General features: G+C 65.1%; 9 protein-coding genes and 1 tRNA gene. 6 read left to right on the forward strand and 4 right to left on the reverse strand.

Annotation, left to right across the window (positions count from 1 at the left end):
* Positions 1-50 precede the first annotated feature (50 nt).
* On the forward strand, positions 51-4073 hold the full coding sequence (locus KQ297_RS04935; RefSeq protein ID WP_259738428.1) for a magnesium chelatase subunit H: 4023 nt from the start codon (positions 51-53) through the stop codon (positions 4071-4073).
* A 4-nt stretch (positions 4074-4077) separates the two neighbouring features.
* On the opposite strand, the gene KQ297_RS04940 is transcribed toward KQ297_RS04935, so the two are convergent.
* Positions 4078-5031, reverse strand: a complete 954-nt coding sequence (locus KQ297_RS04940) for a glutathione S-transferase family protein (protein WP_259738429.1) — start codon at positions 5029-5031, stop codon at positions 4078-4080.
* 79 nt (positions 5032-5110) lie between these two features.
* Between KQ297_RS04940 and KQ297_RS04945 the strand changes: the two genes are divergently transcribed.
* The 4 genes from KQ297_RS04945 to KQ297_RS04960 all read left to right on the forward strand — a co-directional run bounded on the left by KQ297_RS04945 (position 5111) and on the right by KQ297_RS04960 (position 10261).
* Entirely contained in the window at positions 5111-5716 is a 606-nt protein-coding gene (locus KQ297_RS04945; RefSeq protein ID WP_259738430.1) for a nitroreductase family protein, read from the forward strand.
* Between the two features lie 287 nt (positions 5717-6003).
* Positions 6004-6774, forward strand: coding sequence for an SDR family NAD(P)-dependent oxidoreductase (locus KQ297_RS04950; protein ID WP_259738431.1), 771 nt, complete (start codon positions 6004-6006; stop codon positions 6772-6774).
* Between the two features lie 275 nt (positions 6775-7049).
* Positions 7050-9269 (forward strand): catalase/peroxidase HPI, encoded by a 2220-nt coding sequence (gene katG / locus KQ297_RS04955; protein ID WP_259738432.1) that lies wholly within the window; start codon positions 7050-7052, stop codon positions 9267-9269.
* A complete protein-coding gene (locus KQ297_RS04960; RefSeq protein WP_259738433.1) occupies positions 9266-10261 on the forward strand; it encodes a carbon-nitrogen hydrolase family protein in 996 nt (331 codons plus the stop codon). Before katG ends, KQ297_RS04960 begins: the two co-directional genes overlap by 4 nt.
* A 37-nt stretch (positions 10262-10298) precedes the next feature.
* Here the strand turns inward: KQ297_RS04960 and KQ297_RS04965 are convergent, their stop codons facing one another.
* The 3 genes from KQ297_RS04965 to KQ297_RS04975 form a co-directional block, all read right to left on the reverse strand.
* Positions 10299-10505: a hypothetical protein gene (locus KQ297_RS04965; RefSeq protein ID WP_259738434.1), complete on the reverse strand. Its 207-nt coding sequence runs from the start codon at positions 10503-10505 to the stop codon at positions 10299-10301.
* Between the two features lie 106 nt (positions 10506-10611).
* Positions 10612-11502, reverse strand: coding sequence for a dihydropteroate synthase (gene folP, locus KQ297_RS04970; RefSeq protein ID WP_399251211.1), 891 nt, complete (start codon positions 11500-11502; stop codon positions 10612-10614).
* Positions 11450-11722, reverse strand: a complete 273-nt coding sequence (locus tag KQ297_RS04975) for a hypothetical protein (RefSeq protein ID WP_259738435.1) — start codon at positions 11720-11722, stop codon at positions 11450-11452. Before KQ297_RS04975 ends, folP begins: the two co-directional genes overlap by 53 nt.
* Positions 11723-11888: 166 nt before the next feature.
* Here KQ297_RS04975 and KQ297_RS04980 point away from each other — a divergent pair.
* Positions 11889-11973, forward strand: a tRNA-Ser gene (locus tag KQ297_RS04980).
* Positions 11974-11990 lie beyond the last annotated feature (17 nt).

Below are 11990 nucleotides of genomic sequence, written 5' to 3' on the forward strand. Positions count from 1 at the left end.
GCCTGGGGGAGCTTTCGTAGGCTCCTTCACATTGCTCAACTCCAGCGCCGATGTTCACGCAGGTCCGCTCCGCCAACCGCCGGGTCAGCCCCGGCAACGGCGAGGCCCCCGCCGGCAGTGAGGGTCGGGCCGTGATGCGCGCGGTCTACGTGGTGCTCGAGCCCCAGTACCAGAACGCCCTCACCCAGGCCGCCACCAGTCTCAACGCCACCAACCCTGCCCTGGCGGTGGACCTGAGCGGCTACCTGATCGAGGAACTGCGCGATCCGGAGAACTACGCCGCCTTCTGCGCCGATGTGGCCGAAGCGGATGTGTTCATCGCCTCGCTGATCTTCATCGAAGACCTGGCCCAGAAGGTGGTGGAGGCGGTGGCGCCCCACCGCGATCACCTCAAGGCCGCCGTGGTGTTCCCCTCCATGCCCGAGGTGATGCGGCTCAACAAACTGGGCACGTTTTCGATGGCCCAGCTGGGCCAGAGCAAGAGCGCCATCGCCAGCTTCATGAAGAAGCGCAAAGAAGCGAATGGCGCCGGCTTCCAGGACGCGATGTTGAAGCTGCTCAACACCCTGCCCACGGTTCTCAAGTATCTGCCGGTGGAGAAGGCGCAGGACGCCCGCTCCTTCATGCTCAGCTTCCAGTACTGGCTGGGGGGAACGCCGGACAACCTGCGCAATTTCCTGTTGATGCTGGCCGACAAATACGTGTTCCCCCGGGGCGACACGGACCGGCCAGCGCTGGAGGTGGCCGAACCCGTGGTGTTCCCGGATCTGGGCCTCTGGCACCCCCTGGCGCCGGGGATGTTCGAAGACCTCAAGGAATACCTCAACTGGAATGCCAGCCGCGCCGACCTGAGCGAGAAGGCGAAGAGCGGTCCTGTGATCGGCCTTGTGCTGCAGCGCAGCCACATCGTCACCGGCGATGAGGCCCACTACGTGGCCGTGATCCAGGAGCTGGAATACCGCGGAGCCACCGTGATCCCGGTGTTCTGCGGTGGGCTCGATTTCTCCAAGCCCGTGAAGGCCTTCTTCTACGACCCGCTCAATCCCGAGCAGCCGATCGTGGATGGGGTGGTGAGTCTCACCGGCTTCGCCCTGATCGGTGGGCCGGCCCGCCAGGACCATCCCCGCGCCATCGAAGCGCTCTCACGCCTGAACAGGCCCTACATGGTGGCCCTGCCACTGGTGTTCCAGACCACCCAGGAGTGGGAGGAGAGCGACCTGGGTCTGCACCCGGTGCAGGTGGCCCTGCAGATCGCCATTCCCGAACTCGACGGCGCCATCGAGCCGATCGTGCTCAGCGGCCGCGACGATGCCACCGGCAAGGCCCACACCCTGCAGGACCGGGTGGAGGCCATTGCCGAGCGGGTGATCCGCTGGGCCTCGCTGCGCACCAAGCCCCGCCTCGAGAAGAAGCTGGCGATCACGGTGTTCAGCTTCCCTCCCGACAAGGGCAACGTGGGCACCGCCGCCTATCTGGATGTGTTCGGCTCCATCCACCGGGTGCTGGAGGAGATGAAGCATCAGGGCTACGACGTGCAGAACCTGCCGAGGGATTCCAAGGGCCTGATGGAGGCGGTGATCAACGATCCCGAGGCACTGCAGGGTGCACCGGAGCTGGCGATCGCCCACCGCATGAGCGTGGAGGAGTACGAGCGGCTCACCCCCTATTCCGAGCGCCTGGAGGAGAACTGGGGCAAGCCCCCCGGCAACCTCAACTCCGACGGCACCAACCTCCTGATCTACGGCCGCCACTTCGGCAACGTGTTCGTGGGGGTGCAGCCCACCTTCGGCTACGAAGGTGATCCGATGCGGCTGCTCTACTCCCGCAGCGCCAGCCCCCACCACGGCTTCGCCGCCTACTACACCTACCTGGAGAAGGTGTGGGGCGCCGACGCGGTGCTGCACTTCGGCACCCATGGCTCGCTGGAGTTCATGCCCGGCAAGCAGATGGGCATGAGCGAAACCTGCTATCCCGATTCCCTGATCGGCGCCCTGCCGAACCTCTACTACTACGCCGCCAACAACCCCTCGGAGGCCACGATCGCCAAGCGGCGGGGCTACGCCGCCACGATCAGCTACCTCACCCCACCGGCAGAGAATGCCGGGCTCTACAAGGGGCTGAAGGAACTGGGCGAGCTGGTGGGCTCCTACCAGCAGCTGCGCGAGAGCAGCCGCGGCGTGCAGATCGTCAACGCGATCGTCGAAACAGCCCGCCAGTGCAACCTCGACAAGGATGTGACCCTGCCGGAGGTGGATGCCAGCGAGCTCGACCTCGACGGCCGCGACGGCGTGGTGGGGGCGCTCTACAGCCAGCTCATGGAGATCGAGAGCCGGCTGCTGCCCTGCGGCCTGCACACGATCGGCAAGCCCCCCACCGCCGAGGAGGCGATCGCCACCCTGGTGAACATCGCCGCCCTGGAGCGAGAAGAAGAGGGCTACCGCAGCCTGCCGGCTCTGCTGGCGGAGAGCCTGGGCCGCACGATCGATGACGTGTACCGGGGCAACGACGCCGGGGTGCTGGCCGATGTGGAACTGAACCAGAGGATCACCGAGGCCTCCCGCGGGGCGGTGGCCTCGATGGTTCGCTCGGTGACTGACAGCGATGGACGGGTGAATCTGAAGGGCCGCTTCGGCTGGTTCTTCGCCCTGCTGGAGCGCTTCGGCTATGAGCGGCCCAGCCCCTGGCTGGCCGCCTGCCGCGCGGCCGGTTTCCCTGCGGTGGAACCCTCCGAGCTCGACAGGCTCTTCGGCTACCTGCGTTTCTGCCTCGAGCAGATCTGCGCCGACATGGAAATGGAGAGCCTGCTGCGTGCCCTCGATGGCGAATACGTGATCCCAGGCCCCGGTGGTGATCCGATCCGCAACCCGGGCGTACTGCCCAGCGGCAAGAACATCCATGCTCTCGATCCCCAGGCCATCCCCACCCGCGCTGCCATCGCCGCCGCCAAGGTGGTGGTGGACCGATTGATCGAGCGCCAGAAGGCAGAGCAGGGCAGCTGGCCAGAAACGATCGCCTGCGTGCTCTGGGGCACCGACAACATCAAGACCTACGGGGAATCCCTGGCCCAGATTCTCTGGTTCATCGGCGTTAGGCCCGTGCCCGATTCCCTGGGCCGGGTGAACAAGCTGGAGCTGATCTCCCTGGAGGAGCTGGGACGCCCTCGCATCGATGTGGTGGTCAATTGCTCCGGGGTGTTCCGCGATCTGTTCATCAACCAGATGGGCCTGATCGATCAGGGCGTGAAGATGGCCGCTGAGGCCGATGAGCCCCTGGAGCTGAACTTCGTGCGCAAGCACTCCCAGGAGCAGGCCACGGCCCAGGGCATCAGCCTGCGCGAGGCGGCCACCCGCGTGTTCTCCAATGCCAGCGGCAGCTATTCATCGAATGTGAACCTGGCGGTGGAGAACAGCACCTGGGAAGAGGAGGGCGAACTGCAGGAGATGTACCTGTCCCGGAAAACCTTCGCCTTCAATGCCGACAACCCCGGCGAGATGAACCAGAGCCGTGAGGTGTTCGAATCGGCGATGAAAACAGCTGATGTCACGTTCCAGAACCTGGATTCAGCCGAAATCTCGCTCACCGACGTGAGCCACTACTTCGATTCCGACCCCACCAAACTGATCCAGAACCTGCGCGACGATGGCAAAGCGCCGTCCAGCTACATCGCTGATACCACCACCGCCAGCGCCCAGGTGCGTTCGTTGAGCGAAACCATCCGGCTGGATTCGCGCACCAAGCTGCTCAACCCCAAGTGGTACGAGGGCATGCTCAATTCCGGCTATGAAGGGGTGCGCGAGGTGGCCAAGCGCCTCAACTTCACCCTGGGCTGGAGCGCCACCAGCGGCGCTGTGGACAACTTCGTGTATGAGGAGGCCAACGACACCTTCATCAACGATCCGGAGATGCGAAAGCGGCTGATGGAGCTCAACCCCCACAGCTTCCGCCGCATCGTGGGCACCCTGCTGGAGGTGAACGGCAGAGGGTACTGGGAGACCAGCGAGGAGAACATCGCCCAGCTGCAGGAGCTCTACCAGGAGATCGAAGACCGCATCGAGGGCGTCACAGCGCCCTGAACGGCTACGGCCAGTCGATCACCGGACCAGCCGGCACCACACCAGAGGGATTGATGGTGGGGTGACTCTGGTAGTAGTGCCCCTTGATGTGCTGCATGTTCACAGTCTCAGCCACCCCTGGGAAGCGGTAGAGCTCGCGCACATAGCGCCAGAGGTTGGGGTAATCGACGATGCGGCGCAAGTTGCACTTGAAATGGCCCACATACACCGGATCGAAGCGCACCAGGGTGGTGAACAGCCGCCAGTCTGCTTCGGTGAGGCGGCCTCCGAGCAGGTAAGGCTGATCCGCCAGCCGTTGCTCCAGCAGGTCGAGGGTGGCAAACAGTGGCTGGATGGCCTCGTCGTAGGCCTCCTGGCTGGTGGCAAAGCCGCAGCGGTACACGCCGTTGTTCACGGTGTCGTAGATCAGTTGATTGAGCTGATCAATCTCATCCCAGAGATCCTCGGGGTAGTAGTCGCCAGGGGCAGCGCTGAGGCCATCGAAGGCGCTGTTGAACATGCGAATGATTTCTGAGGATTCGTTGTTCACGATCTGCCCCGTCTCCTTGTCCCAGAGCACCGGCACCGTGACACGACCGCTGTAACTGGAATCGGAGTTGGTGTAGATGGTGTGCAGCACAGCGGCGTGGTGAATCGGGTCAGCAATCACTCCATCGCCAGCTTGAAAGGTCCAGCCCTGATCAGCCATGTGCCAGTGCACCACCGAGTGCGAGATCATCGGGGCCAGGCCCTTGATGCTGCGGAAGATGGCCGTGCGATGGGCCCAGGGGCAGGCGTGGGAGATGTAGAGGTGGTAGCGACCCGCTTCGGCGCGGAAGCCCCCCTCGCCGCTGGGACCGGGCCGGCCATCCGGCGTCACCCAGTGGCGGAACTGCGAGGCGGAGCGGATGAATCGCCCACCACTGCTGCTGGTGTCGTACCACTGGTCGTGCCAGACCCCATCAATCAGCAGTCCCACGCCTGAACCCCGAAGGCGACCACCGTAACCAGCGAGAGCCGGTAAGGTCGGCGCCAAGAGCTGCTGCCACCCCCATTTCATGGACGTGATCGACGCCATCTATGCCCGGCGGGCGGTGAAACACTTCGACCCCAGCCATCGCCTCACGGCGGAGGAGGAACGGCGGCTCCTGGAGGCCACCATCCAGGCGCCCACCAGCTTCAACATTCAGCACTGGCGGTTTGTGATCCTGCGAGATCCGGCCCTGCGGGCCACGATCCGCAAGGACTATGGCAACGACCAGGCCCAGATCACCGACGCCTCCCTGCTGGTGCTGTTCACCGCCGACACGAAGGCCTGGAGCAAGCAACCGGAGCGCTACTGGGTGAAGGCCCCCCAGCCGGTGGCTGAGCTGCTGGTGGGCTGGATGGGCCCCTTTCATCAGGGCAGGGAGTGGCTGCAGCGCGATGAGGCCCAGCGCTCGATCGGCCTGGCCATGCAGACCCTGATGCTCGCGGCCACCGGCATGGGCTATCAAAGCTGCCCGATGATCGGCTTCGAGATCGAGAAGCTGGCCGAGTTGATCCACCTGCCCGAGGATCACGTGATGGGGCCGATGGTGGCGATCGGCAAGGGCACCCAGGACCCCTGGCCCAAACCGGGCCAGCTGGGGCTGGACGAGCTGGTGGTCGAGAACGGATTCTGAGTCTGAGGCCATGGGGTCCGCAGCACCAGCACCATCCAGCTGATTTCGCTGTTGGTGCTCCTATCCAGAGCCGGTGGAGCATGAGGGCCGGATGGGCGGCTGAAGCCCAGTGGTCTGAGGCAGAAGCAGGGATGACGTCTCGCCACAAGGGGTCAGTGACTCTGCTCTGCGTCGTTAGCCTGGCGAAGCGGAATGGGGCCTGCAGGAAGGCCATGCTTGCAGATGCCATGCTTGCCGCCCCAAACCATTCCCGATGAAACCAACCCCGTGATGTGGAGACACTGGGAATGCAGGATTTTCGGCTGGATGGCAAAAGAGCCTTGATCTCCGGAGGTTCCAAAGGCCTCGGCGCCGCAATCGCGGCGAAATTTTCCGAGGCTGGAGCAGACATCGGAGTGATCGGCAGGGATCTGGACGGGCTGAGCAGGACACGAAGCATTGTCGAGGGCAACAACCGCAACTGCTGCGTGATCGAAGAAGACATCTCTTCGATCGAGGGAGCAAGGCGCGCCGGGGAACAAGCCTTGGCACGTTTCCCGGAATGGGACATTCTTGTCAACAATGCGGGCATCGCCAGGGTCAGACCGATCCTTGAGATCAGCCAGGACGACTGGGAGGACACCTTTTCAGTCAACCTTCGATCCGTCTTGCTTCTTTCTCAGGTGATTGTTCCTCAGATGATCAAGAGAGGGCATGGCAAGGTGGTCAATATTTCCTCGATCGGCGCCTTCATCGGCACCCCTGCGCTCGGAGCCTATGCGGCCTCTAAAGCAGCCCTCAACCAGCTGACAAGAACCATGGCCGTGGAGTGGGGCCCATCCAACATTCATGTGAATGCCCTGTGCCCGACCGTCATTCTCACCCAGATGGGTCATGACATCTGGGACAACCCTTCGATGGCGGAGCCGAGAAAGGAAAAAGAAAAACGAATTCCTCTGAATCGCTTTGGAGAGCCAGTGGAAGTGGCCAATGTGGCCCTGTTTCTGGCCAGTGCTGCGTCAGATTTTGTCCACGGTGTTTCGCTTCCGTTGGATGGAGGCCTGACGGTATCGCCGTAGATCGCAACAGGGCTGGCCCTGCTGGGCTCAGGTGGGAAGAACTCGTGAGGTTGTCAAACTCTGAACCCCGATGGTTGAGCGTATCGGCGTCGCCTTGACAACGCCGACTACAGCTGACCATCGACCTCTCATCTGCTGGTGTGGCCCCAGGAAGGGGGAAGCCCAGCCTGACCCCGAGCCGCTACGGAATGTATTGGCGGCCTGCCCCTCAGGGCGCCTGTGCATACGGTCGAGGTGGATGACTCAAGCCCACGTCGCTTGCCAGGAGACAGTCGATGACCGCCATCAGCCAGTGCCCGTTTGCGGGCCGCTCCGGGGCACCCACCACCGCCGGGGATCAGTCAAACCGGCAGTGGTGGCCAGATCAGCTCAACCTGGCGATCCTTCATCAGCACGCGCCGGCCTCCAATCCGCTCGGGGCAGCGTTCAATTACGCCGAGGCGTTCGGACAGCTGGACCTCGCCGCCGTGAAGCGGGATCTCCATGTCCTGATGACCGACTCCCAGGACTGGTGGCCGGCTGACTGGGGTCACTACGGCGGTCTGTTCATCCGCATGGCCTGGCACAGCGCCGGCACCTACCGCACCTCCGATGGCCGTGGGGGCGGCGGTACAGGCAACCAGCGATTCGCTCCCATCAACAGCTGGCCCGATAACGGCAATCTCGACAAGGCCCGCCGCCTGCTCTGGCCCATCAAGCAGAAGTATGGCAACCGATTGTCGTGGGCTGATCTGATCATCCTGACCGGCAACTGTGCCCTGGAATCGATGGGCTTCACCACCTTCGGCTTCGGCGGCGGCCGCACCGACATCTGGCAGCCCGAGGAGGACATCTACTGGGGCAAGGAGGAAACCTGGCTCGGCGATGAGCGCTACAGCGGCGATCGGGAGCTGGAGCAACCCCTGGGCGCCGTGCAGATGGGTCTGATCTATGTGAATCCCGAAGGCCCCAACGGTGAGCCCGACCCGGTGGCCTCCGGGCGGGACGTCCGCGAAACCTTCGCCCGCATGGCCATGAACGACGAGGAGACCGTCGCCCTGGTGGCCGGTGGTCACACCTTCGGCAAGGCCCACGGCGCCGGTTCGCCTGATCTGATGGGACCGGAACCGGAAGGGGCCCCGATCGAGGAGCAGGGGCTGGGCTGGCACAACCGGTTCGGCAGCGGCAAGGGAGCCGACGCCACCACCAGCGGCATCGAGGGCGCCTGGAAGCCCAACCCCACCACCTGGGACCGGGGCTATTTCGAGATGCTGTTCGGCTACGAGTGGGAACTGGAGAAAAGCCCCTACGGCGCCTGGCAGTGGCGGGCTAAGGATGTGCGCCAGGAGCACCTGATCCCCGACGCCCATGACCCCAGCCAACGGCACCGGCCGATGATGACAACGGCCGATCTGTCGCTCCGTTTCGACCCGATCTACGAGCCGATCGCCCGCCGCTTCCACCGGGACCAGCAGGCCTTCGCCGATACCTTCGCCCGCGCCTGGTTCAAGCTCACCCACCGCGACATGGGCCCGAAGGCGCTCTACCTCGGCCCGGACGTTCCCGACGAAGACCTCCTCTGGCAGGACCCGATCCCGGCCGTCGCCCATCCGCTGGTCGGACCTGCCGCGATTGCGGAGCTCAAGGACCGGGTCCTGGCCTCAGGGCTCACGGTGCCGGAACTGGTGGCCACCGCCTGGGCGTCGGCCTCCACGTTCCGTGGTTCCGACAAGCGTGGCGGTGCCAACGGCGCCCGGATCCGCCTGGCCCCGCAGAACGCCTGGGAGGTGAACCAGCCCGCTCAGCTGGCCCGGGTCCTGGCGGTGCTCGAAGGCCTCCAGCAGCGCTTCAACGCTTCCCAGGCCGATGGCACCCGGGTATCGCTGGCGGATCTGATCGTGCTGGGCGGATGCGCGGCCGTGGAAGCGGCGGCCCGCTCCGCTGGCCAGATGGTGGAGGTGCCGTTCAGCCCGGGCCGCTGCGATGCCTCCCAGGAGCAGACCGATGCCGCCTCCTTCGCGGTGCTGGAGCCCCAGGCCGACGGCTTCCGCAATTACCAGCAGCGGGCCTTCGCGGTGCGGGCCGAGGAGCTGCTGATCGATCGGGCCCAGCTGCTGGGCCTGAGCGCGCCGGAGATGACGGTGCTGGTGGGCGGCCTGCGGGTTCTGGGGGCCAATGCCGCCGGTTCAGCCCATGGGGTGTTCACCCAGCGGGTGGGCACCCTCAGCAACGACTTCTTCGTGAATCTGCTCGACATGGGCACGGTGTGGACGCCGATGTCGGATCCCGGCGAGAACGGGCTCGCCGATACCTTCGAAGGCCGTGACCGCCGCACCGGCGAGCTGCGCTGGAGCGGAACCCGGGTGGACCTGGTGTTCGGCTCCAACTCCCAGCTGCGGGCCCTGGCGGAGGTCTATGCCCAGAACGATTCCCCTGCCAGGTTCGTGGCTGATTTTGCGGCAGCCTGGAGCAAGGTGATGAACCTCGATCGCTTCGACCTGCGCTGCACTCCTTGACCACAGACCTTCCTCCCCTGACCCTGCTGCTGAGCCGGGTCCTGCCGGAGCCGCCAAAGCCGGGTGAAGGATTGCGGCTGGCGATCTGGCAGGGCGAGGGAAGTGCCGGCACGCCCGCAGCGGTGGAGGCGAATCTGCGGCGACTCGAGCAGGTCTGCGCCGTTGCCGCCGGCTGGGGGGCCCAGTTGGTGGCCTTCCCCGAACTGTTCCTCAGCGGCTATGCCAGCGATCCCGAACGGGTGCGCCAACTGGCCGAGTCGGTGGGCGGCGGGAGCCTGGAGCGTGTGGCAGCCTGCGCTCGCCGCCATGGGGTCGCCATCGCCTGCCCCTACGCCGAGCGGGCCCAAGTGGGGGGCAAGGAGCGCTTCTACGACGCGATCGCCCTCTTTGATGCCGCAGGGGCCCTGCTCAAGAACTACCGGAAGACCCACCTCTGGGGGCCCGATGAGCGCCTGTTCTGGAGCGAGGGGTACCGCTTCGACGAGGAAGGTGAGCCCTTCACGGTGCATCCCATCAACGGCGTTGGCGTGGGCCTGCTCAATTGCTACGAAGCCGAGTTCCCGGAGCTCACCCGCCTGCTGGCGCTGGGCGGGGCCCAGCTCGTGCTGATTCCCACCGCCGCCGACATCTGGGTCCGGCTCAGCGATGGCCGGCGCACCGAGGCCCCCTACCCGGATGTGTCGCGCAGCCTCCTGCCCGCCCATGCATTACAGGAGTTCTGCTTTGTGGCCTATGCCAACCGCTGTGGCCTGGAGACCGTGGAGGGCGAGCCCTGGGCCCATTACCTGGGCAACAGCGTGATCTGTGCTCCCGATGGCACCCTGCTGCTGGCGGCGGAAAACCGGCCCTGCCTGCTGCTGGCCGATCTGCTGCCGGGCGATTACCGCCGCCCCCATCCAGAGGGAACCACTTACCACGCCGATCGTCGCCCGGACCTTTACGGCGATCTGCTTCGGCCAGATCGAGCACGTGAACAAACCGGGTGCGATTGATCTACAACTGGTGATTCACAAAGGCTGAAGTCCGACTTCAGTCCAGCACCAGCAACAACCGCAGGCGCCGGTTCACCCCGGCCAACAGAAACGCCACGCCGAGGCCGAAGGAGAAGAAACCGCCAAAACCCAGCACCGCACCGGAGCCCACCATCACCTGGTTAGCGAACAGAAAGATCCCTGAGGCAAACAGTGCCCCACCCAGCAGGAACATCACGAAGTCCTGAGCCGGCTTGCGATCCATGGGTCGCTCTGTAGTCCTGGGAGGCTAAATCGCCTGCCTCCGTGCGGGGCAGGGGGAATCCAGGCACCGGATGACTTCAGGCACGATTGCGGCTTCCAGAGCAAAGTCAAGGTCCGGGCACACCACGGATTCCATCCACCATCCGGGCCGTCTGCACGATCGGCCCCACGTCATGAACGCGCAGGACATCGGCACCGGCCTCGATCGCCAGGGCGCAGACGGCGGCGGTACCCCACAACCGTGAGCGAGGGCTGGGCTGGTTGAGCACCGCTCCGATGAAGCGTTTGCGGGAAGGCCCCACCAGCAGGGGAAAGCCCTGCTGCCGCAACACGGCCAGCCCCCGGAGCAGGGAGAGGTTGTGCTCGGTGGTTTTGGCGAAACCCAGGCCCGGATCCCAGATCAACTGCTCGGCAGAAACGCCGGCCGCCAGGGCGATGTCAGTGGCGCGGAGCAAGTCCTCCCGCACCTCGGCCACCACATCGTTGTAGGTGGCCAGATCATCCATGCTGCGGCTGTCGCCGCGGCTGTGCATCAGCACGTAAGGGCAGCCGAACTCCGCCACCACCGAGAGGATCTCGGGATCGCGGCGTCCCGCGCTCACATCATTGATCCAGTGGGCGCCTGCTGCCAGAGCAGCCGCCGCCACTGGCGCACGAAAAGTGTCGATCGAGACCCGAGGGCCACCAGCACCGGAGCAGGCGGAGCGGATCAGGGCCAGGGCCGGCAGCACCCGCGCCAGCTCCTCCTCAGCATCGATCTCCGCTGCGCCCGGCCGGGTGCTCTGGCCGCCGAGATCCAGCAGATCCGCCCCCTGACGGATCATCCGGCGGGCCTGGCGCAGCGCCGCGTCGGGGCTCTCAAAGCGACCACCATCACTGAAGGAATCGGGCGTGACATTGATCACGCCCATCACGTAGGTGCGCGCTCCCCAGGTCAGGCCCTGCTCAGGCAGGTCCGGGCAGATCGGTGAGCTCGATGATGATCTGCTGGAGGTCATGGTCAGCGCTGGGGCTGGGGCGGGTCTCGAGCGCGAGTTGAAGCAGACGCATCCGGTGACGGATCTGCCCCAGCTCGTGGCTCCGGAGCGCGAAGCCAAGATCATGGGCTGAGGCGATCAGCTGCTCATCGGTGCCATCCTCGAGCCGTTGCCGCAACACCGGGTCCTGCTCCAGACGATGCATCAGAGCATCCACCGCTGAGTCGGGGTCTGATCCCATGGCACACGGGCTGGCTGCCAAGAACGTACTGCGATCCAACCCCGGCTCCGCCGGCAGGGCGATCCTCGCCGAATCAGGCTGCGCTGGTTCCTTGGCGTGGAAGGGGCTGGGGGCTCCATGGGAAAATGACACGGTCAGCGGCCTTCCGGGCCGATGGCAGACCCCTGGAGGGGTGGTCGAGTGGTTGATGGCTCCGGTCTTGAAAACCGGCGAAGGGAAACCTTCCGCGGGTTCGAATCCCGCCCCCTCCGTTCCCCGCAGGCTCCGC

This window comes from Synechococcus sp. CS-205 (assembly GCF_025128255.1).
In the GTDB taxonomy this organism is placed as follows: Bacteria; Cyanobacteriota; Cyanobacteriia; order PCC-6307; family Cyanobiaceae; genus Regnicoccus_A.